The sequence below is a fragment of the Clostridium sp. 1001275B_160808_H3 genome (assembly GCF_015550425.1).
In the GTDB taxonomy this organism is placed as follows: Bacteria; Bacillota; Clostridia; order Clostridiales; family Clostridiaceae; genus Clostridium.
Map to the genome: position 1 here is coordinate 295,376 of NZ_JADNAT010000001.1, position 21,717 is coordinate 317,092.

At 29.9% G+C, this 21,717-nt stretch carries 23 protein-coding genes; all 23 read right to left on the bottom strand.

The window, feature by feature from the left end; translation table 11 throughout:
• Positions 1-72 precede the first annotated feature (72 nt).
• The 23 genes from I2A75_RS01410 to radC all read right to left on the bottom strand — a co-directional run bounded on the left by I2A75_RS01410 (position 73) and on the right by radC (position 21,709).
• Positions 73-969, bottom strand: a complete 897-nt coding sequence (locus I2A75_RS01410) for an RluA family pseudouridine synthase (RefSeq protein WP_195262685.1) — start codon at positions 967-969, stop codon at positions 73-75.
• Between the two features lie 74 nt (positions 970-1,043).
• On the bottom strand, positions 1,044-2,387 hold the full coding sequence (locus I2A75_RS01415; protein ID WP_195262686.1) for an LCP family protein: 1,344 nt from the start codon (positions 2,385-2,387) through the stop codon (positions 1,044-1,046).
• A 48-nt stretch (positions 2,388-2,435) separates the two neighbouring features.
• Positions 2,436-3,002 (bottom strand): bis(5'-nucleosyl)-tetraphosphatase (symmetrical) YqeK, encoded by a 567-nt coding sequence (yqeK, locus tag I2A75_RS01420; RefSeq protein WP_195262687.1) that lies wholly within the window; start codon positions 3,000-3,002, stop codon positions 2,436-2,438.
• A gap of 29 nt (positions 3,003-3,031) precedes the next feature.
• Complete coding sequence (gene nadD, locus I2A75_RS01425; RefSeq protein WP_195262688.1) at positions 3,032-3,652, bottom strand: nicotinate-nucleotide adenylyltransferase; 621 nt, start codon at positions 3,650-3,652, stop codon at positions 3,032-3,034.
• A gap of 9 nt (positions 3,653-3,661) precedes the next feature.
• Positions 3,662-3,958 (bottom strand): ribosome assembly RNA-binding protein YhbY, encoded by a 297-nt coding sequence (gene yhbY, locus I2A75_RS01430; protein ID WP_195262689.1) that lies wholly within the window; start codon positions 3,956-3,958, stop codon positions 3,662-3,664.
• A gap of 11 nt (positions 3,959-3,969) precedes the next feature.
• Complete coding sequence (obgE, locus tag I2A75_RS01435; RefSeq protein ID WP_195262790.1) at positions 3,970-5,259, bottom strand: GTPase ObgE; 1,290 nt, start codon at positions 5,257-5,259, stop codon at positions 3,970-3,972.
• A 234-nt stretch (positions 5,260-5,493) separates the two neighbouring features.
• Positions 5,494-5,793, bottom strand: coding sequence for a 50S ribosomal protein L27 (gene rpmA, locus I2A75_RS01440; RefSeq protein ID WP_008676729.1), 300 nt, complete (start codon positions 5,791-5,793; stop codon positions 5,494-5,496).
• A gap of 1 nt (position 5,794) precedes the next feature.
• Positions 5,795-6,169: a ribosomal-processing cysteine protease Prp gene (locus I2A75_RS01445; RefSeq protein ID WP_195262690.1), complete on the bottom strand. Its 375-nt coding sequence runs from the start codon at positions 6,167-6,169 to the stop codon at positions 5,795-5,797.
• A 5-nt stretch (positions 6,170-6,174) separates the two neighbouring features.
• A complete protein-coding gene (rplU, locus tag I2A75_RS01450; RefSeq protein ID WP_008676723.1) occupies positions 6,175-6,486 on the bottom strand; it encodes a 50S ribosomal protein L21 in 312 nt (103 codons plus the stop codon).
• A gap of 132 nt (positions 6,487-6,618) precedes the next feature.
• Complete coding sequence (locus I2A75_RS01455) at positions 6,619-8,067, bottom strand: Rne/Rng family ribonuclease (RefSeq protein ID WP_195262691.1); 1,449 nt, start codon at positions 8,065-8,067, stop codon at positions 6,619-6,621.
• 13 nt (positions 8,068-8,080) lie between these two features.
• Complete coding sequence (locus I2A75_RS01460; RefSeq protein WP_195262791.1) at positions 8,081-8,782, bottom strand: TIGR03936 family radical SAM-associated protein; 702 nt, start codon at positions 8,780-8,782, stop codon at positions 8,081-8,083.
• Entirely contained in the window at positions 8,766-10,619 is a 1,854-nt protein-coding gene (locus I2A75_RS01465) for a TIGR03960 family B12-binding radical SAM protein (protein WP_195262692.1), read from the bottom strand. The genes I2A75_RS01460 and I2A75_RS01465 overlap by 17 nt, the downstream gene beginning before the upstream one ends.
• A 134-nt stretch (positions 10,620-10,753) precedes the next feature.
• Positions 10,754-11,632 (bottom strand): site-2 protease family protein, encoded by an 879-nt coding sequence (locus I2A75_RS01470; protein ID WP_195262693.1) that lies wholly within the window; start codon positions 11,630-11,632, stop codon positions 10,754-10,756.
• Positions 11,633-11,715: 83 nt separating this feature from the next.
• Positions 11,716-12,357: a peptidase M23 gene (locus I2A75_RS01475; RefSeq protein WP_195262694.1), complete on the bottom strand. Its 642-nt coding sequence runs from the start codon at positions 12,355-12,357 to the stop codon at positions 11,716-11,718.
• A 133-nt stretch (positions 12,358-12,490) separates the two neighbouring features.
• Positions 12,491-13,618 carry a rod shape-determining protein RodA gene (rodA, locus tag I2A75_RS01480; RefSeq protein ID WP_195262695.1) on the bottom strand — a complete coding sequence of 376 codons (1,128 nt, stop codon included), beginning with the start codon at positions 13,616-13,618 and terminating at the stop codon, positions 12,491-12,493.
• Between the two features lie 144 nt (positions 13,619-13,762).
• On the bottom strand, positions 13,763-14,029 hold the full coding sequence (gene minE, locus I2A75_RS01485) for a cell division topological specificity factor MinE (protein WP_195262696.1): 267 nt from the start codon (positions 14,027-14,029) through the stop codon (positions 13,763-13,765).
• A gap of 16 nt (positions 14,030-14,045) precedes the next feature.
• Entirely contained in the window at positions 14,046-14,840 is a 795-nt protein-coding gene (gene minD / locus I2A75_RS01490) for a septum site-determining protein MinD (protein ID WP_195262697.1), read from the bottom strand.
• Positions 14,841-14,857: 17 nt separating this feature from the next.
• Positions 14,858-15,502, bottom strand: coding sequence for a septum site-determining protein MinC (gene minC, locus I2A75_RS01495; RefSeq protein WP_195262698.1), 645 nt, complete (start codon positions 15,500-15,502; stop codon positions 14,858-14,860).
• A 152-nt stretch (positions 15,503-15,654) separates the two neighbouring features.
• Positions 15,655-18,633 (bottom strand): penicillin-binding transpeptidase domain-containing protein, encoded by a 2,979-nt coding sequence (locus I2A75_RS01500; RefSeq protein ID WP_195262699.1) that lies wholly within the window; start codon positions 18,631-18,633, stop codon positions 15,655-15,657.
• Positions 18,630-19,121 carry a rod shape-determining protein MreD gene (gene mreD / locus I2A75_RS01505; protein WP_195262700.1) on the bottom strand — a complete coding sequence of 164 codons (492 nt, stop codon included), beginning with the start codon at positions 19,119-19,121 and terminating at the stop codon, positions 18,630-18,632. Before mreD ends, I2A75_RS01500 begins: the two co-directional genes overlap by 4 nt.
• Positions 19,122-19,131: 10 nt before the next feature.
• Entirely contained in the window at positions 19,132-19,983 is an 852-nt protein-coding gene (gene mreC / locus I2A75_RS01510) for a rod shape-determining protein MreC (protein WP_195262701.1), read from the bottom strand.
• Positions 19,983-21,002, bottom strand: coding sequence for a rod shape-determining protein (locus I2A75_RS01515; RefSeq protein WP_195262702.1), 1,020 nt, complete (start codon positions 21,000-21,002; stop codon positions 19,983-19,985). The genes mreC and I2A75_RS01515 overlap by 1 nt, the downstream gene beginning before the upstream one ends.
• Positions 21,003-21,019: 17 nt before the next feature.
• Positions 21,020-21,709, bottom strand: coding sequence for a DNA repair protein RadC (radC, locus tag I2A75_RS01520; RefSeq protein ID WP_195262703.1), 690 nt, complete (start codon positions 21,707-21,709; stop codon positions 21,020-21,022).
• Positions 21,710-21,717 lie beyond the last annotated feature (8 nt).

The window sequence follows — 21,717 nt, forward strand, 5'->3', positions numbered from 1 at the left end:
AGTGCAAATTTAAAAAGTAAAATGTAGTTACCTTAATTTTAAAAAAGATAACTACATTTGTATAACCATATATTACTTTAAATATTCTATAAGCTTTTCTATGTCCTCTGGAACTCTTGCTCTAAGACTTAATTCCTTTTTAGTTCTTGGAGATTTAAAATCTAATCCATAAGCATGAAGCGCTTGCCTGTTTATAACTTTTCCATCTTCTTCACATCCATATAAAGTATCTCCCCAAATCGGATGTCCTAATGAACTTAAATGAACTCTTATTTGATGTGTTCTCCCTGTTTCTAACAAGCATTCAACTAAATCTGAATCGTTAAATCTTTCTATAACCTTATAATGAGTTATACTTCTCTGTCCTCTTTCATCAATAACTCTTCTTATAGTTCCTTCTTCTTCTGGCCTATATATCGGTAAATCTATAGTTCCTTCATCATTTTCCATATGTCCGTGCACAACTGTAAGATATCTTTTTTCAACATTATTTAAAGTCATTTCTTTAGATAATTCCATATGTGCATATTGATTTTTAGCTATAATAATAAGTCCAGATGTATCCATATCTAGTCTACTTACAAGCCTAACAATGCACTTTTGATTACTTTCTTTAAAATAATGCATTAAGGCATTAGCTAAAGTACCACTTTGATATCTTTTTGTTGGATGAACCACCATATTAGGTCCCTTATTCACCACTATTATATCTTCATCTTCATATACAATATCTATTGGTATATCTTCTGGATCTATATTTTGAGTTTCTTCTTTTACTAAATCGATTATCACTTCTTCATTGTTTTTCAGAACATAATTCATTTTTACAGCTTTATTATCTACAAAAATCCTTTTATCTATTGAAGCACTTCTAATTAACCTAGATGATAATCCTAGTTCCTCTTTTAAAAATTCTCTAATTTTTCTTCCTTCGTATTCTTTTGAAACAACCGTTTTTATAGTACTCATTTTTCCTCCTAGTAAAAAGGAGCTGTCGCACATTTCTACAATTTACATTAAACTGCTTTCTGCGACAGCCCCTTTTAGTTTCCAAATAAGTTATAATCTTTACCTAATAATATTACAACATCATATTGTTTATATTCTGATTTGCCTATCTTTTCAAACTTTTGTATACCTGTATCATTTTTAAGCAAATCCTTCAATTCCTTATTATCTGATTGAATTACACTTTTCTCTACATTATCAGTATTTCCAACTTCTACATTTGCATATCCAAGAGAAAGTAAACTATCTTTTGCACTAGATGCTAATCCATCAATTTTTGTTCCGTTTAATACTAATACTTTTAGATCTTCTTTATTTATTGAAGTTATAACTGGAGCTGATGAAGAGCTTTCTGCTCTTAATGCATTTATTAAATCTCTATTTGTATCTTTATCGGCAATCAAGAAAGATTCGCCATAAAGATATTCTGATTGACCTTGAAGAGTAGTCATAACTATATTCTCTGACTTTAATCTCATAATTTTCATACCAAGAGAAATTAAAGTCTTAGCTGGAATATTAGTTTCAACATTTTCACTTATAGCTTTTAATATTTTTGGTGCCTTAAAAACTATACTTGGGCTTAAAGCCTTATCTACAACCTTACCAATAAATTGATGTTGGTTATTGATTCTACCTAAATCCCCTTCTTCTCCTCCACTTCCATCATTATTTTTTCTCCATCTAAAGAACTCTTCTGCTTTTTTACCATCTAATTGAACAGTTTCTCCAGCTTTAAAGTTTATGTGAAGATCTTGTTCATCATCATCATAGAACATATCTTGCTCTATATACATTTCTACGCCACCTAAAGCATCTATTATACTTCTAAAGGCATTATAATCTACTTCAACTATATAATTTAAATTTATACCTAATAAATCCTCTACATGTGTCTTTATCTCATCTTCCCCACCTATAACATATGCAGCATTTATCTTCCAATACCTTCTATATTCACCAGTGTCTAAATAAGCATCTACTTCAATCATAGTATCTCTTGGTATAGACACTATATGAACCTTCTTAGTATTAGGATTATAATTTAAAACCATTATAGTATCACTTCTTCTACCAGCTTTATTTTGATTTTCTGTATCACCTACATCCATACCTAAAATCAAAATATTTACAGGATCTTTAGATGATACTGGTGCTACTCCAGTACCTAAATTATTTGTTTTTAATCCTGACAAGAAGTTAAATATATATATCGCACTTCCAAGTATTAATACTAATAGAATTGTTATTATAAATGTTGCTATTCTCTTTCTTTTTCTCTTTTTCCTTCTAGCTTCAATTCTTTTTCTTTTAATTTGGTCATCTTTAGAAGGTCTTCTTCCCTCTCTATTTTCCAGGTTTTCTCTCCTACTCCCCATCCTTTTAATTCCTCTCTGATTTTTTTCATAGTTAAATAAATTCAGTTCTTATTTATTTAGTAATAAATAATTTCTAGCTTTTATACTATTTATATCAATAGGAAACCCTTTATCTAATAAATATTTAATAGTATGAGTTAATCCTTGAAGAAGGCCTTTATCTAAATCAGCAAAGCTTTCTTTTCTAATTAAATCTACTCCTGGAAAATTTCTACCTGGCTCTATCATATCAGCCATATAAATAATCTTGTCTAGATTACTCATATTTTCTTTTCCCGTAGTATGCCATCTCATAGCACTTAATATTTCTTCATCTTCTATTTTAAAAATCTCCTTACCTAATATTGGTGACACAATACTATGCCATAATTCAGGAGTTTTTTCTTCATCATATGATAAATTGATATTATTTTTAGCCATGATATCCTTTAACTCATAGATAGTCATATTTTTAGCTATATCATGAGCTAATGCTGCTATTTCAGCTTTCTTTTTATCTACCTTATTTATTTCAGCTAATCTTATTGCTGTTTCAACCACACCTAAAGTATGTTTATATCTACTTTCAGTTAAATGCTCTTTAAGGTAGATTTTCATTTCTTCTTTACTAAGCATATATCTTCTCCTTAAATATCGTTATAAATTCATCTCTCTTTAATATTTTCACAATAATCATAAATATTATTTTCTTTAATAAAATCTAGAACTCCTTTAGGAATAAAAAAATCAATTCTTTTCCCCTCTTTAATTCTAGATCTTATCATAGATGATGAAATTTCTAAGTCCATTATATCTAAAAAGTTGATACTTGTGTTATATTTTTTCTCAATTTCATTCTTTTGTAATTTTAATGACTCTTTGTCATATCCTGGTCTATTAAATACTACTAAATTAGAAGTCTTAAGTATTCTATCTGGATTTTTCCACTTTTCTATATTTATAAGACAATCAGCTCCAGTAATAAAGTATAATATATTATCAGTAGATTTAAAGTTTTCTAAGGTTTCATAGGTATAACTAAAACCTTCTTTTTCTATTTCATAATTACTTATTTCAAAATCCTCATAACTTTTTATAGCTTCTTGAACCATTTTATACCTTAAAGGAGCCTCTAATATATACTCATTTCTTTTATGAGGTGGGCTCCCTGCAGGCATAAAAATCAATTTATCTAAATTCAATTGACATTTAGCTTCATATGCAATATACAAATGTGCTAAATGAATAGGATTAAAGGTTCCTCCTATTATGCCAATCTTTTTCATAAAAATTCTCTATTTACTAGGTATTTCTATCTTAGGTTTTTTTGAGGATTTTTTATATAGAACTATTTTGCTTCCTATAGCTTGAATTCCTTCACAATCAATCTTCTCACATATATAATTTGATACTTCTCTAGCTCCTAAACCACTATTTTCAAGTACCTTTATCTTAATAAGTTCTCTTGCTTCTAAAGCTTCAGTTAATTGTGTTAAAAAAGCTTCCTCTACTCCATTTTTACCAACTTGGAATATTGGATCTAAGTTATTTGCAAGCCCTCTTAAATATGCTCTTTGCTTTCCTGTTATCATTATTTATCCTCCTATAAAATATACTCAAACTCAAAATCGTTAAGTCTTACCATGTCTCCATCTTCTATTCCCATTTCTCTTAACTTATCAAATACACCTTTGTTTCTTAGTACCTTATGGAAATATCTTAATGAGTCAGCATCATGGATATTTACTGAATTTAATAGTCTATCTACAAATGATCCATAAACTACATATACCTTGTTATCATCTTCTCCATCTTCGATAGATACATCATATGTAAATCTCTTTTCTTCTTGTACAAATCTTTCTTCGTCACTGATTTCTAAATCCTTTATTGGAATTTCTGAAAGCATTCTACCTGCTTCTTTAATTATTTCTTCAACACCTGATTTTGTTGCTGCAGACATCTTATATACTTTATCAAAGCCTAGTTCATTTACTTTTTTCTTAAAGTCTTCAAAAATTTCTTCGTCATAAAGCATATCTGTTTTATTTGCTACAACTATTTGAGGTCTATCCCATAGTTTAACTGAATATTTCTTAAGTTCTTCATTTATCTTAACGAAATCTTCGAAAGCATCTCTACCTTCTATTCCTGATATGTCTACTACATGTATTAATAATCTAGTTCTTTCAATATGTCTTAAGAAATCTAATCCTAATCCTACACCTTCAGCAGCACCTTCAATTATTCCTGGTATATCAGCCATTACAAAAGCATTCATTCCTTCAGCCTTTACAACTCCAAGGTTTGGCTTTAATGTTGTAAAATGATAGTTTGCTATCTTTGGTTTTGCTGCAGTTACTGTTGAAAGGAAAGTTGATTTTCCTACATTAGGGAATCCTACTAATCCAACATCTGCAAGTAATTTAAGCTCTAATGTAATCCATCTATCTTCACCTGGCATACCTGGTTCTGCAAAGTGTGGAGCTTGCCTTGTTGGTGTACAGAATTTGCAATTTCCTTTTCCACCTTTTCCTCCTTTTGCAATTACAAAAGTATCATCTTTATGTGAAAGGTCTGCTATAATCTTATTAGTTTCAAAATCCCTGATTATTGTTCCCATAGGAACTTTAACATGAAGATCATCTCCATCTTTACCATAACATTTTGAACCTTCACCTTTTCCACCAGCTTCAGCTACAAACTTCTTTTTATATTTAAAGTCTAAAAGTGTAGTTAAACCTGGATCTACTTCAAATATTACACTTCCACCTTTTCCACCGTCTCCTCCATCTGGACCTCCAAGTGGAACATATTTTTCTCTTCTAAAAGACACACATCCGTTTCCACCATCTCCAGATTTAACGAATATCTTAGCCTTATCTATAAACATAAAATCACCCATCTTTCTTTAAATTATTTATAATAATATAAACACTTACTTACTTTATATTATCTCACTATTTTTAATGTTTATTATATCATGCGCAAATTAATTTCTAATCCATTAAATTAATGGACAATTGACAGTGTACAATGGGCAAGTTTTATTCATTGTCAATTGCCCATTTTTTGTTCTTACAAAATAAAGCACCCTAAAACAGGGTGCTTTTTAGAAAAAATAATATTATTCTGCTATTTCTTCAACATTTACTGGGTAAATGCTAACTTTCTTTTTGTCTCTACCCATTCTTTCAAATCTAACGATTCCGTCTTCTTTAGCAAAAAGAGTGTCATCTCCACCTTTACCAACATTAGTTCCTGGATGGATCTTTGTTCCTCTTTGTCTAACTAAAATGTTACCAGCTAAAACGAACTCCCCGTCAGCAGCTTTAACTCCTAATCTCTTTGATTCAGAATCTCTACCGTTCTTTGAGCTACCTACCCCTTTTTTGTGGGCAAATAATTGAAGGTTCATTATTAACATACTATTGCACCTCCTCTTTCAACATTCTTATATATTCACTGTCTTTTTCATTTCCCAAACTCAATTTAAGAGATTGTATCAAGCTTTCTATACTTTTTTCAAAAGTTAAAAGTAATACTTGGCACTTCTCTATATCCTCGTTATTAAGATTAGATAAGTCTATGTGTAAGAAACCATCATCTATATCATACTTAACTTTAAGCTGCAGTACTTCTTGAATACCTATTAGGGTACTTTGAGATAATACTGAAACCGAATTGCAAATCATATCATAAGCATCTCCGACCTTCTTCATTTCAGCTCTTGATAAAGCATGACCTTTTATCTTAAATCCAAGGCATAAATTATCTTTTTCAAAAATCTTTACTTTAATCATAATAATTAAGCTTCGATTTTTTCGATTACTAACTTAGTGTATGGTTGTCTGTGTCCAGTTTTCTTTCTGTAGTCCTTCTTTGGCTTATACTTGAATACTGTAACCTTCTTAGCTTTGCCTTGAGCAACAACTTTAGCAACAACCTTAGCACCTTCTACAACTGGTGTACCAACTTTTAAAGCATCACCATTTGAAACTGCTAATACTTCTGTTAATTCAACTGTTGAGTCAACTTCAGCGTTAAGTTTTTCAACGAATATTACGTCTCCTTCTTGAACTCTGTATTGTTTTCCTCCTGTAGATAATACTGCGTACATTAAAAACACCTCCTCTTATTACGGTCTCGCCAACCGAGGTACAAAGCTCTAAACTTTGTTTATATAAAAACCTCATATGTGCGGTTTAACATCTGATATTGTATCATAATATTATGTTGCTTGTAAAGAAGTTTATTCATATTTTTCATAGCCACTTATTCTTAAGTTTTTTATATTTTCCTTTTGACTATTAAATATAAGTGGTTCTATTTTATATCCTTCGATTCCATCCATAAAATTCAAATAAATTTCTTTATTTAATGAATTTATATTACTTAAAAATGAAAAAATATCTTCTTTTACCATTTCTTCATAATTACTATCTAGTTCTATATAAAATGAATTAATAGAGTTTTCTTCTTCACCTTTAATTATCTCATTTCTTATCAACTTTTCTATATATGATAGCTTTAAAACATATCCTTCTTTATTACACCTTTTGCAGCCTTCTTCTAAATATTCATATATTGATTTCCCTCTTCTTTTTCTGGCTATTTGAACAAGGTCTAGCTCTGTAAAAGGGAAAATTTTCATATTACCTTTATCTTCTTTTAAAGCTTCCTTTAAAGCATCCATAACAAAGGCTTTTTGTGAAAAATCCCTCATATCAATAAAATCTATAACTATTATTCCACCAAGATTTCTAAGTCTAATTTGTCTTCCTATTTCACTAGCCGCTTCTATATTTGTTTCTAATATAGTTTTATCAAAATTTCTGCCTTTAATATTTTTAGATGAGTTAACATCTATAACGTACATAGCTTCTGTTTTATCTATTACTATATTTCCTCCACAATTTAAAGCCACTTTTTTATGTCTTAATTTTAGGATTTCCTTTTCTATTCCATAGTAATCAAATAGACTTCTCGTATTATTAAACTTCTCGATGCTAACTTTATCATTACCTTCTAACAATGATTTTACTTCATTTAAATCTTCTTCATGATTTAAAATTATTTTACATTCATTGCCTAAGTTTTCTCTTATTACTTTATTTAAAATAATATTTTCTCCATAGACTTTTCCTAGCTTTAAACTATATCTTAATTTTTTTATAATTGCTTCTAGTTCTGATAAAAGACTTACTTTTTCTGATAATAAATCTTCATCACTTGCATGAACTGCTTCTGTTCTTATTGTTATTCCATATCCATCTATATTGTTAATAGCCCTTAATATTCTTTCTTTTTCTTCTGTATTACTAATTCTCTTGGAAAAGTTAATTTCTCTTCCTCCTAAAGTTAAAACCATAAATCTTCCTGGTATGCTTATATTTTTACTTACTTTAGCACCCTTATTGTTTATTGGCTCTTTTATTACTTCAACTAGTATTTCATCGCCTTTTTTTATTCCTTCACTTTTAAGTTCATTGCTAAAATACATATATGCCTCTTTTTCTAAACCAATATCTACAAAAATAGAATTGATAGCGGGCACTATATTTTTCACTCTTCCTTTATATATCTCGCCCATTTTAGGTCCTGAAGAGTGCTCCTCCACGAAGCACTCACTTAAAATTTTATTATCCCTTATAGCAATTCTTAAAAGCGGCTCATCTCTTTCAATGAAAATCTCTCTCATAAGATACACTTCCCTAAATACATTTATATATCGGTATGTACTTATTATCTTTCAATACATACATTTCTTCTCTCTTTATATCTATAAAAGCATCCTCTAATATTTCAGGAATATTGCTCTTTATATACTCTGCCACTAAATCTGGTGATAAATGTTCTCTACTTCCTGATGATATTAATATATTTAAAATTAACTCATCATTGTTTATCCAATGCTTCATTTCTTTTATCATTGTCTTTAGATTTACTTCTTTTTCACCTTTTTTACTTTTCTTTATAGTAGTCCACTCTGACTTATTAATAAGCTCTTCTATTTTACTTTCAACCACATTTGAATCGCTACAAAGCATCTTTATAGTAAATCTAGCTGCATCTACTAAAGCCATAGTTTGAGGTAATTTCTTTTCCCCTTCTTTAGTTATAACTTTTCTTGCATTTAAGAACTTAATTCCAGATGCTGTCTTAGCATTTAATCTATCTATTATTTCTTTTTCTTCTAATTCTTCAACTAAAACTATATCCATATATTCAGCATCAGAATAAACTCCAACAGATAAGGGTTGTGCTATAGATAATGCCATATGTGGATTAAATCCCTTTGAGTACTCCATTGGAAGATCAGCTCTTCTTATTACTCTTTGTATTGTTCTCATCAAATCTAAATGAGATATAAATTTAACGCTAGATTCTTTAGTAAACTTAATTACATAACGCACCTTCAAAACACTTCCCTTCTTTAAAGTTTACATTTATTCCACAACCTGTACATCCTTTTCTACAATTTTGTGTAAGCTCTGCTCTTTTTGCTTTTTCATTTTCTACTTCTAGATATTTTCTGTTTACTCCAATATCTATGAAGTCCCATGGAAGTATTTCATCATAGCTTCTATCTCTATATACATAGAAATCTTCATCTATATTACATTCTTTCATAGCTTCCATCCATATATCATAATCAAAGTACTCTGACCATCCATCAAACTTAGCTCCCTTTTCAAAAGCTTTAATTAAAAGATCACAAGTTCTTCTATCTCCTCTTGCAAATACAGCTTCCATAAATGAAGTCTTTTGTTCATGATAGTTATAGTGTATAGCTCTTGACTTTATTGCACCTTTTACTGCATCAATCTTTTGCCAAACTTCATTTGGTCTAGCCATAGGAGCCCATTGGAATGGAGTAAATGGCTTTGGTACAAGTATTGAAGTACTTACTGTAATCTTTAAGCCCTTTGCTCTCTTTTCTTTAGGAATTCCATAGTAAACGGCAGCCATCTTTTCTGCAAGTTCACCTATACCAGCTGCATCTTCTATTTCTTCATAAGGAAGTCCTACTATAAAGTAAAGCTTTATAGTGCTCCAACCTGACTCAAAAGCACTTTTAGTCGCTTCTAATATTCTTTCTTCTGTAAGTCCTTTATTTATAATATCCCTCATTCTTTGAGATCCAGCTTCTGGTGCAAAAGTTAAACCCGTCTTTCTAACCTTTTGTATTTCTTTTATTAAATCAACAGAAAAAGCATCTACTCTTATAGACGGAAGGGCAACCCCTACATTTTTACCACTATGTTCTAAAATTAAATTGCTTACAAGACTTTGTATATCTGAATAATCACATATACTTAATGATGCTAAAGATACTTCTTGATATCCAGTTGCATCTATCATCTTTCTTGCTTGGTCTAATAATGTATTGGTAGTCTTTTCTCTAACTGGTCTATAAATCATACCAGCTTGACAGAATCTACATCCATTTGTACATCCTCTTGAAGTTTCTAAAACTACTCTATCATGTACTATTTCAGAATATGGAACTATCATATCTAATGGAAAATCTACTTTATCAAAATTATTAACTATTCTCTTTTTAATTTTAGCTGGAACATCTTCAAACTTAGGCTTAAACTCTTTTATAGTTCCATCTTCCTTGTATGTAACATTATATAAAGAAGGAACATAAACACCTTCTATTTTTGCTATTTCTCTTAAAAACTCTTTCTTTTGTCCTTTTCCCTTGTACTTCTTATATACATCAAGAACTTCATTCATGACTTCTTCACCTTCTCCAATTTCAAAGAAGTCTACTATATCATATAGAGGTTCTGGATTATATGCACAAGGACCTCCAGCCATAATTATCGGTTCTTCTTCTCCTCTTTGTGAAGCTCTGATTGTGATACCAGCCATATCTAGCATATTTAGTATATTTGTATAACTCATTTCATATTGAAGTGTAAATCCTAATATATCAAATTCAGTAAGAGCATCTTTTGTCTCTAATGTCATTAGAGGTATTTCATTTTTTCTAAGCTCAGCTTCCATATCTGGCCATGGAGCAAATACTCTTTCACAGTATGTATCTTTTCTTTCATTTATTGTATGATAAAGTATTCTTGTACCTAGATGAGACATCCCTACTTCATATACATCCGGGAAACAAAATGCAAATCTTATATCAACATCTTTTGGGTTCTTAACTACTTGATTCAATTCACCACCAACATATCTTGATGGCTTTTCAACCTTATGTAAAATATGGTCTGTAATTTTGTTCATAATCTTTCCTCCTAAAGTGAGAATAATCCATTAAAAAAGAAGTATATCTCTATACTTCTTTTATATCTTTTATATCTTTTCTATTCTAGCATATATACATCTAAAAAGTAAATCTATTACTCACTATATACACCTTATAAATTTATACCATTTTTAGATATCAAAGCTTTCTGTTTTATATACTCCTCCAAAGTCATATTTCCATAAGCCTTTAACCCATCAATTAGCTCATCTTCATTTAATATATAAATAAGCTTCATATCATCATCTAAAATATAAAATGTATTAAATTTGTTTCTATCAACTAAAGCTAATACATTAACAAGTCCCTGCTTGTAATATACTGATATGGATTTATTTTCTATATATTTATTTTTTAAAAGCTTATTTCTTTTTTTAACTACGTTGCTCATAGTTATATACATTGTAGTATGCTCTTCCATTCTAGTAATGTATATTATGATTACTGCACCTATAATCATACTTATATTTAGACTATGTAGAAATATATAAATAATAACTGATATTATAATAAATAAAGCTGCTATTGAAAAACTAACTATACTAATTATCTTTTGGGCTTTTTTAAACAATATTTTTTTTGATAAAATAATTTCTAATATTCTTGATCCATCTAGTGGATATGCAGGTAATAAATTAAATACTGCTAACCCTATGTTTAAATACATACTAGTTTCTATAAAACTAGTATTATAACTAATATTTATAATATAGAAAAATATCGCAAGAACTATATTTAATAATGCTCCCGATAAATAAACCATAATTTTTTGATTTTCTTTTAAACTATCTATATCTATAAGTTCTGCCTTCATTCCAAATACATGGAATTCCATATTATAAAACTTACAACCAAACCTTAATGCAACTAGTATGTGCGCTAGCTCATGTAGAAATACCCATATTAACGCAAATATAAACATACTGTTATAACTGCAAACTAAAACTATTAATATTATTTCTGCCAATATTTTTTTTGTCTCTCTCTTCATTTATATCTCCCTAAAAATTGCTACATCTCTATATAAATCACCCTCTATTTCTAACCTCTTGAAATTAAAATCACCTTTGATAATTATTGATTATCTGTAGTATTCTCTTCAGTTAATGTGCTTTGACTTTCATCTATGTTATCTTGTTCTTGTGTATTAGTATCTTTATCTATACTTAATTTATCATTAGCTTCCAATAGATCTTCTTTATTTTGCATATCTCTAGAGTCTCCGGATTCATCAATATTTGTTTTTGCTCCTTCTTCTTTAAAGCTTGGAACTTCTTTATCTAAATTTTTTATTTCACTCATTACATCAGTATATTTTTCTTCTATAATATTAAATACACTTTTATAATCAATCCCCATCTTATCCATGCTTAATAATATATTATCGTAATTAAAATTAGTACCTACTGTAGTTTTACATATATTATATAGCTCCTTCGCATTACTATTAGGTATAGTCTTTAATGTAAAAACTCCTAAGAGCAATAAAAAAGTACATATTAATCTAAGAATAAACTTATCTATATATCCCATACTTTTTTTAGGTGTTGCAGCTCCATAACTTCCCCTTTGATAACTAAAATTATGAACATTTCTTACATTTGGATATATGTCATCCCTCGTACTAATTATCCTTTCTTGCTTATCAGGTTTTCCTTTTACTTTTTTCCTTATTTTATCGTAATATTCCTTGTACTCCTCTCTGTACCTGTCCATACACCTCACTCCTATCTCTTAATATTGTATTTATATTTTCAGTAATAGTGATTTATGCTACATACGATATATTTTGCAATCTTAAATAAAAAAAGCTATAGAAGATTCAAAGCCTTCTATAGCTTTTTTATTATTAAAAATATATTTTTTTCCTTCTCATTCCTACGTTTAGAACTAATCCAATTGACATTACAGTTGTAAGTAATGAAGTACCTCCATAACTAAGTAAAGGTAAAGTTATACCTGTAATAGGCATAAGTCCTATAGTCATACCTATATTCTGTAAAAGTGCAAATAAGAAATATGCAACAAGACCTACACAGATTATTGAACCAAAAGTATCTTTAGCTGTTCTTCCTATCGCTATCATTTTAGAAATCAAAAGTCCATATAGCAATAATAAAAGTGCTGCACCTGCTATTCCCCATTGTTCACCTATACTTGCAAATATAAAGTCAGTTTGAACTTCTGGAACATATTGAGCTGCATATCCTACAGAGTTTTCCTTAGTTGAAGATCCCTTTAATCCCAAAACTCCTCCATTGCCTATACTTATAAGAGATTGTCTAAGTTGATATCCCGACTGTGAAGTATCTGACTCTGGATTCATAAATGAAGTTATTCTTTTCTTTTGATAATCTTGAATAAGTCCTGAATTCCAAACTATTATCACGGCCAAAAGTAATGATAAAATTCCACCACCAATAATTTTTAAATCTAGTCCACCAATAAAAAATATTCCTAAAACTATAAAGAATAAAACCATTGTCATCCCCATATCTGGTTGTATAACTATAAACACTGCTGGAACTATAGCATAGAATGCCATTGTTAAAAAGTTCTTCCACTCATTGATTGTCCCATTCATTTCTTCTAATGTTTTTCCTAGCATCATTATAGTAGCCATTTTGGCTAATTCTGATGGTTGAAAGGATAATGGTCCAAGTCTTATCCAACCTCTTGCTCCATTAATGTCAGTTCCTATAAATATAGTAACTATAAGCAGAAGTATAGATCCCCAATAAAAAAGAGGAGTATATGACTTTAATAATGTATAGTCAATTGCTACAACAAAATATAAAGCTACTAAACAAACAACAAACCATAATGATTGTCTCTTTAAGAATAATGTTCCAAATTCAGCTACACTAGCTAAATATATATTAATTATTCCGAATATCATTAAAGCAATCATTGAAAATAACATCACTTTATCTATTTCTTTTAACTTTTTAAAGTCTATTTTAAATTTTGATAACATATTTCACCTCCATCTTTCAACCTAAGAATTATTATATCCAAAAATCAATGCTTTCTCTATAATAATTGAGATAAATAATTAAAATTTAAGAAAATATTAATTAAATTTAATTTAAAAAGAGAAAAAGTGTGTTAACTTTTTCTCTTATGGTTGTTTTATGTTTTTTATTGGAATATTAGCTACTAAAGCTGGATTATTTCCCTCAACATTTTCAGTTTTGCTTACGGCTATTTCAACATCATCTGCCTCTATTTCTACATACTTAGATAGAACTTCTAATATTTCCATTCTTATTTTTTCTAGGGTTTCATGAGGTAAATCCCCTCTATCATGTATTAATATTAACTTCAGTCTATCTTTTGCCACCTCTTTAGGTGTTGGTTTATTTGAAAACTTTCTAAAAAATTCCACCTCTCATAACCCCCTACTAACGCTTAAATAATCTTTTTAGTGATGCAAAAAAACCTTCTCCCCCTGTTTTTAAATCTAAAAGGGGTACTTCTTCTCCATTTATTCTTCTAGCTATGTTTTTAAAAGCTTGTCCAGACATTGATTTATCATCAAGGACTATAGGTTCTCCTTTATTTGTTGAAACAGTTATATTTTTATCATCAGGAACTACACCCAAAAGTTCTATTGATAAAGTTTCAATTATGTCTGGAACATCTAGCATATCTCCTCTTTGAGTCATTTCATAATTTAATCTGTTAACTATTACTGCATGATCATCTAGACCTTTTGCATCTAATTTCCCAATAACCCTATCAGCATCTCTTACTGAAGTTATTTCTGGATTAACTACAACAATAGCTCTATCTGCTCCAACAACTGAATTCTCAAACCCTTGCTCTATTCCTGCTGGGCAATCAATTAAAACATAATCAAAATCTTCTTTTAATTCATTAACTAGTTTCAGCATATCTTGTGGTCTTATATCATCTTTATCTTTAGTTTGAGCTGTAGGTAATAAACATAAATTTTGATACCTTTTATCTTTTATTAAAGCTTGCTTAAGTCTACATCTATTTTCTATAACATCTGTTATTGTATAAACTATTCTATTTTCAAGCCCCATTAAAACATCTAAATTTCTAAGACCTGTATCACCATCTACAACCACAACCCTTTTATTTAGTGCAGCTAAAGCAGTACCAATATTAGCTGTAGTTGTTGTTTTTCCAACTCCACCCTTACCTGATGTAATAACTATAGAAATTCCCATTTTTTCTCCCTCCAACGCTATATATATTTCTTTGGTAAATATGGCTCTACCACGATAATATCGTCTTTAATCTTTGCTAGTTCCGGATACGATGGCTTTACACCATCTTCTGGCGCTATAGTAACTATCTCCGCTATTTGGAGTATTTCTGGTTGAAGGCTAAAAGCTGAAATTATAGCTTTTTTATTGCCACCTACCCCAGCATGCACTTGACCTTTAATTGTTCCTAAAACAATTATATTTCCCCCTGCGTAAACCTCAGCTCCATTATTAATATCACCTATTATAACAATATTCCCATGATACCTTACTAATTGTCCGCCTCTTATTGTTTTCTTTATAAATTTAGTTTTTCCTTCATATACGCCATTAAAAATTTTACTTTCTTTTTGCTCTTCTTCTTCTTTAACCTCTTCAAAAGCACATTCTTTGATTTGTATTTTTTCAAATAAAACATCTTTTAATCTTAAAATATCATTTTCATCTACATTCTTTAAATTAGCTGAGATTTTAAGAGATGCGCCTTTGTAAAATCCTTGCCCTGCTGTTAGCTTATCTACTAATACTTCCAGCATTTCATCAAAATCACTAAATCTCTCCATATCAATAGTTGCATTGATACCTTCTTTTGTACCTTTTATCTGAATTCTATCGTCATTCATTGGTCACCCTCCACCAATAATTAAAGCTTCAATAATTATAAACTTTATTATATATCTATAATTATACAATTATATTATATCACTTAACAACAATAATTTACATAATTTATAATAAAATAAAAAAAACCATGTAAAAACATGGTTTTTATTGGTTATTGATTATTTGTACTAGTATTACTATTACTATTTGTATTAGTATTTGTTGAGCTGTTATCTAGCTTTATACTATCATCTTTATTATCTTTAAGAGGTGATTCTACAACATATTTTCTAAATGATTCTGATTTAGAAGCATATGAAGGATCAAGTTTCAATAATTCATCCTTAAAGAAAGCTTCGTATATAGCTTTATGAATTGTTGCACCTTCACTACCTTTTTTACCATCATAAATAGTAGAGAAAATAGCTATTTGCGGATTATCTAAAGGTGCCATACTTATATAGTTACCATATGCTAATCTACCTTGAATAGTATATTGTTCATCTGTACTAAAGTCGGCTGTACCTGTTTTTCCTCCAACCTTAATAGGGAAATTAGCAAAACTTGTATATGCAGTCCCATTACTTGGACTAGTATTAACTCTATACATTCCTTCTTTTATAGCTTGTAAATAATCTCCTGGTATTTCTAACTTATCAACAACCTCAGGTTTATATTCTTTTATAACTTCTCCTGTTGGTGATGTTATCTTATCTACAATAGTAACCTTATATCTTGTTCCACCACTTGCTAAAGTTGCAACATAGTTTGCAAGTTGAACTGGCGTAAAGTTATTAATCCCTTGCCCAATAGCACTTGATACTATTTGGCCTGCAGTTTTCATCTCTGCTGGCTTATTATTTATAGTGTAGAATGCAATTGCATCTGAAATAACGCCTGCTTCTTCATCAATATCTACAGTTCTTCTCTTTGATGCTTCTTCAACAGCACTCTTATACTGTGGCGATATATCCATTATCTTTTTAATATATGGTAATATGCTTTCGGCAAATTTTGTATTATCTCTTATTTCTTCATCCGTACCAACTTTAGATAGTGCATCCTTCATTTGAGTCTTAAGAGCAGTTTTTGCTTCTTTTAATTCATCAGAATCATTTTCATTATCCTCTATATCAAATGGTATAAATGAAAATGAATAATAATTTCCAGCCTTTAGTGCACCAACTATTTCAAACATTGGAGTACTAAGTACTTGATTTTTCCAAGAATAAAAGTTGTATACTTGCCCAAAATTCTCTTGTATTTGAATTCCTGTTGCTGGATTAGCTGCTTGTGGTGACTTTGGATCTACTCCAAGCCCAAATTTCCATGCATATTTTGCTAGGGTATCTAAAGCATTAATATCGCCACCATTTTGCTTATACAATCTATATCCAAGTTCATAAAAATAATAGTTAGATGATACTTGTAAAGCCTTTCTTAAATCAGTTGCTCCATTTGCTACCCTTTCAAAATTTTCACGTACTTCAGGTAAATCTTCATTGCTCCATGTACCACTAGTATCATTCATAGATTCATATTGAGTAACTACACCTTCCATCAATCCAGCCACAGCTGTAAGTGGTTTAAATACTGATCCTGGTGGTAATGAACCTTGAGTTGCATAATTGAAAAAGTTTTTTGGGTATGCATCTATTCCATCCCTTCTTTTTCCTGTATCTTCATCTACCGGGAATAGCTCATCTATATTTCCTGTGGCACCAGTTCTTTTCATATACTCTTTAGCAAAACTATCTATATCTGGATCAAAGTACTGCTTTGATAAATCTTCTGTTAGCCTTCCTGGTATTGAAAAAATATTAGGATCATATCCTGGATAACTAACCATAGCAATTACTCTTCCAGTATTAACTTCTATTGCTACAACAGCACCTCTAGTTGCATTTGGCGCAATACCTTTTATACGTTCCATGGTATCTTTCATCGCTTGTTCAGCTGCATATTGAACATCCTTATTTATTGTTAAGTGAACATTATTCCCTGGATAAGAATCTAATTTAAATAGTTCTTCTGTCACTCTTCCTTTAGAGTTAACTTTAACAGTTGTTCCGCCTTTAGTTCCCTTTAACTGATCCTCAAATGCTGATTCTATTCCTGCTACACCAATTAAATCAGAAGACACATCATATCCTCGTAATTCATAATTTGTTTCTTTAGAAGCATCTATAGATGATAAATATCCTAAAGCTCCTGATGCTAAGTTATTGTAAGGATAGTATCTAATAGGTTCTATACTTACATCTATACCTGCTAAGTCATTTAATTTTTGATATATTATAAATGCAGTATCTTGCTTTATATTAGAAGCAATTGTAACTGCTCTATACCCCTTAAAACTTTGCATTTTTACAGCATCTTTTATTACTATATAATTTCTTATATCATTAATTGAATATGTGGCTAAAAGCTCATCTAATATTTCCTTACCTGACATATCATCATAAGCTTCCATCTTATCTTCATATGCATTTACTCTTGCCTCATATTCTTTATCACTTTCCCCATCTTCTTGGATAGGAGATGGATTTATAAGCTCTTGCATATCATAAATCTTAACTAATTCATAAAAAGTTTCCTCTGCAGATAGCTTTAAAAGTTCACTATCTACTTTAGCAATTTCTTCATCTGTATAATCTGACTCCTTACCTTCAAAAAGCTCTTTTTCTATAGCTTCATTTAAGCCTCTATCTCTTTTAAATCTAACTTCTACTATTTTTTTAGTCTCTGCATCATCAGTCTTAAAATCAAAATAGAATTTTCCACTACTATCTATCTTAAGCATTAAATCATCTTGAAATTTTTCTCCATTTTCAGATAATATTTTAAATACTTTATCCATAGTCTCATAGAAATTCTCTTTTTCATCACTTGGCTTAGTATATGTTAATGTATATGTTTGAATATTTGTTGCTAAAACATTTCCTTCACTATCATATATCTTTCCTCTAGGTGCTTTTTCTGATATAAATCTTGTCGAACTTATATCTGCCTTTTCCTTATAATCCTCATGTTTATAAATCTGAATATATATGAGCTTTGACATTATTACAGTGAAAAGCGCTAGCATTATAATATTTAAAACAGTATATCTTGAAATCTTCTTCTTCTTTTTCGGTTTATTTACTATCATTTAAACCTCCATGACTTTTTCTTATATTCAATATCATAAAGCCTTAAAACAAAATTATACCCTAAAAACATTACTACTGAACTATATAAAGCAGTAAACATTCCTATTTGTATATCTATAGATTTTCCCATGAACTTAAATATTGTAAACACTGCTAATACCTTTAATATATATAAAAATATAACCGATATTACTGGTATAAGTTTCTTTTCTCTATAAATGTTTTCACCTATAATTGCAGCTATTAAACATATAAGCATATTTATTAATGCATTGATACCAAATCCATTATAGAAAAATACATCCTGCATTAATCCAGTCATAACCCCAATAAACACAGCTTCTGATTTTCCATTTATTATAGAATACGCAATTGCAAAAACAAAAAGCAAACTTGGATAAGCACCTTTTATAGCAAAAAAAGGCATAAGAGAATTATCTAGTATTAAAAGTACTAATGAAATTAAAATTAAAACCCACTTTTTCATATATTAACCTCTAATTATCATATTTTACTTCTCTTGTTTCCTTAGGTATAACTACAAAAAGTTCTTCTAGCTTATTAAAATCAACAAAAGGCTTAACTATAGCTGTTTTCATTACTTTAACTTCATCTGTTTCTATAGATAAAACTTCTCCAATTCTGATTTCCTTAGGATATATTTGTCCAAGTCCTGATGTAACTATTACATCACCTTCTTTTATTGATGAATCTATAGGCAAATTAGTAACTTTTGTTAATCCTTGCTTGCTATTACTTACATATCCCTTTAAGATTCCAGTTGTTTCCCTTGTACTATTTACCATTACTGAAACTGCTATATTTTCATTTAGCAAGCTTTGAACTATAGCCCAATTTGACCCAGTACTAGTTACCTGTCCCACAAGTCCCTTGTTTGAAATCACAATCATGTCTTTTTTCAAGCCATCATTTTCACCTTTATCAATAACATATCCATTTGAAAAGCTTTCTCCGCTATACCCGATTATTTCACAACCTAAGTAATCATAGCTGTTCTTTGAATTTTTAAAATTTAAGACTTCTCTAAGTCTATCATTTTCTTCTTTTAACTTATCGTATTCTAATAATTTATTTTCTAAATCTATATTTTCTTTAGTTAATTCTTCATTTTCTTCTTTTATTTTTGAGAAATTTAAGAAGAAATCTAATGTTCCTTTTATCTTATCATTTATTGAATAAACTACTTTTTGAAGAGGATTAACAGCACTACCTACACCACTAGAAACAATACCTTTTTGTTCATTATTCATTGTATAAATAATTATGCCTAAAAAGGCAACTGACAGCACTATTATAGTAACTGCCAGTTTATTTTTTAGAAGCTTCATTATTGACCTCTTTGACTCTTACTTAATTCATCAAAGTTATCTAATGCCTTACCTGCTCCTAAAACAACACAATCAAGCGGTGTTTCTGCTATGTGAACAGGCATATTTGTTTCGTGGTTAATTAATTGATCTAAACCTCTTAGTAGAGCTCCTCCACCAGCTAACATTATTCCTTTTTCCATTATGTCTGCTGCTAATTCAGGTGGTGTCTTTTCTAAAGTTGTCTTTATTGATTCTATGATAGCATATACAGGTTCTTTTAATGCTTCTCTAATTTGAGTATCTGTAACTGTTACTGTTTTTGGTAATCCAGTAATCATATCTCTACCTTTAATTTCCATACTCATTTCTTCATCATCAATCTTATATGCTGAACCAAGTTCCATCTTAACTTGCTCTGCTGTTCTTTCCCCTATCATTAAGTTAAATTCTTTTTTAATGTATGCCATTATTGCTTGGTCTAATTCATCACCAGCAACTCTTAATGACTTACTTGTTACTATTCCACCTAATGAGATTATAGCAACTTCTGTTGTACCGCCTCCGATATCAACTATCATGCTTCCTGTTGGCTCTCCAACTGGAAGTCCTGCTCCAATAGCTGCTGCCATAGGTTCTTCCATTAATACAACATCTCTTGCCCCTGCAAACTTAGCTGCTTCTTCTATAGCTCTTCTTTCAACTTCTGTTACCCCTGAAGGATAACAAACTATAATTCTTGGACTAGTAAATGCACTCTTGCTAGTTACTTTTTCTATTAATTTTTTTAACATTGTTTGTGCTACATCAAAATCAGCTATAACACCATCTTTTAATGGTCTAATAGCTACTATATTTCCAGGTGTTCTTCCTATCATAAGTTTAGCTTCAGCACCTACAGCCAAAGGTTTTCTTGTTGTACTATTAATAGCCACAACTGAAGGTTCGCTTAAAACTATACCTTTACCTTTAACAAAAACAAGCGTATTTGCTGTTCCTAAATCTATTCCCATATCCTTATTACTACTGAAAAATCCCATATGAATTCCCCTTTCGCTTAAATTATTCCTTTTTCTTTTAAACTTACAAATTTATCTTTTCCAATTATTAAGTGATCCAATAAATCTATCCCTATTATTCTACTACATTCCTTTAATCTTAATGTAATATTTATATCCTCTTTGCTCGGTGTAGGATCCCCTGATGGATGATTATGACAAATAATTATACTTGAACTGCTTTTCTTAAGAGCTTCTTTAAATATTTCTCTCGGATGCACTATAGATGTGTTAAGGCTTCCCTTAAAAACATCCTTGATACCTATAATATTATTTTTTGTATCTAACATTATTAACTTTAATATCTCTTGCTTTAAACTCATCATCTCATTTATTAAAAGCTTTGCTATATCACTTGGAGAAGATATACTTTTACCTTCTCTTATTAGATTTAATGAATTAAACCTTCTAAAGAGCTCTCCTATAGCTAATATCTGACTTGCTTTTATATTTTTTATTCCTTTTATACTAGTAATTTCACTGATACCTATGTCCAATAAACCATTAAGTCCATCAAACTCTGAAAGTATTCTTGTACTTAAAGAAATTACATTTTCGCCTCTTGTCCCCGTCCTCAAAATCACAGCAAGAAGTTCTGCATTACTTAGTATTTCAGGTCCGTTTATAAGCAATTTTTCTATAGGTCTTTCTTCTTTTGGTATATCTATCACTTTTATACTATTATTCATATAAATAC

Coding starts and splice junctions, on each gene's coding strand:
- I2A75_RS01410 (WP_195262685.1), bottom strand. CDS start 969: ATGAGTACTATAAAAACGGTTGTTTCAAAAGAATACGAAGGAAGAAAA.
- I2A75_RS01415 (WP_195262686.1), bottom strand. CDS start 2,387: ATGGGGAGTAGGAGAGAAAACCTGGAAAATAGAGAGGGAAGAAGACCT.
- yqeK (WP_195262687.1), bottom strand. CDS start 3,002: ATGCTTAGTAAAGAAGAAATGAAAATCTACCTTAAAGAGCATTTAACT.
- nadD (WP_195262688.1), bottom strand. CDS start 3,652: ATGAAAAAGATTGGCATAATAGGAGGAACCTTTAATCCTATTCATTTA.
- yhbY (WP_195262689.1), bottom strand. CDS start 3,958: ATGATAACAGGAAAGCAAAGAGCATATTTAAGAGGGCTTGCAAATAAC.
- obgE (WP_195262790.1), bottom strand. CDS start 5,259: ATGTTTATAGATAAGGCTAAGATATTCGTTAAATCTGGAGATGGTGGA.
- rpmA (WP_008676729.1), bottom strand. CDS start 5,793: ATGTTAATAATGAACCTTCAATTATTTGCCCACAAAAAAGGGGTAGGT.
- I2A75_RS01445 (WP_195262690.1), bottom strand. CDS start 6,169: ATGATTAAAGTAAAGATTTTTGAAAAAGATAATTTATGCCTTGGATTT.
- rplU (WP_008676723.1), bottom strand. CDS start 6,486: ATGTACGCAGTATTATCTACAGGAGGAAAACAATACAGAGTTCAAGAA.
- I2A75_RS01455 (WP_195262691.1), bottom strand. CDS start 8,067: ATGAGAGAGATTTTCATTGAAAGAGATGAGCCGCTTTTAAGAATTGCT.
- I2A75_RS01465 (WP_195262692.1), bottom strand. CDS start 10,619: ATGAACAAAATTACAGACCATATTTTACATAAGGTTGAAAAGCCATCA.
- I2A75_RS01470 (WP_195262693.1), bottom strand. CDS start 11,632: ATGAAGAGAGAGACAAAAAAAATATTGGCAGAAATAATATTAATAGTT.
- I2A75_RS01475 (WP_195262694.1), bottom strand. CDS start 12,357: ATGGACAGGTACAGAGAGGAGTACAAGGAATATTACGATAAAATAAGG.
- rodA (WP_195262695.1), bottom strand. CDS start 13,618: ATGTTATCAAAATTTAAAATAGACTTTAAAAAGTTAAAAGAAATAGAT.
- minD (WP_195262697.1), bottom strand. CDS start 14,840: ATGGGAATTTCTATAGTTATTACATCAGGTAAGGGTGGAGTTGGAAAA.
- minC (WP_195262698.1), bottom strand. CDS start 15,502: ATGAATGACGATAGAATTCAGATAAAAGGTACAAAAGAAGGTATCAAT.
- I2A75_RS01500 (WP_195262699.1), bottom strand. CDS start 18,633: ATGATAGTAAATAAACCGAAAAAGAAGAAGAAGATTTCAAGATATACT.
- mreD (WP_195262700.1), bottom strand. CDS start 19,121: ATGAAAAAGTGGGTTTTAATTTTAATTTCATTAGTACTTTTAATACTA.
- mreC (WP_195262701.1), bottom strand. CDS start 19,983: ATGAAGCTTCTAAAAAATAAACTGGCAGTTACTATAATAGTGCTGTCA.
- I2A75_RS01515 (WP_195262702.1), bottom strand. CDS start 21,002: ATGGGATTTTTCAGTAGTAATAAGGATATGGGAATAGATTTAGGAACA.
- radC (WP_195262703.1), bottom strand. CDS start 21,709: ATGAATAATAGTATAAAAGTGATAGATATACCAAAAGAAGAAAGACCT.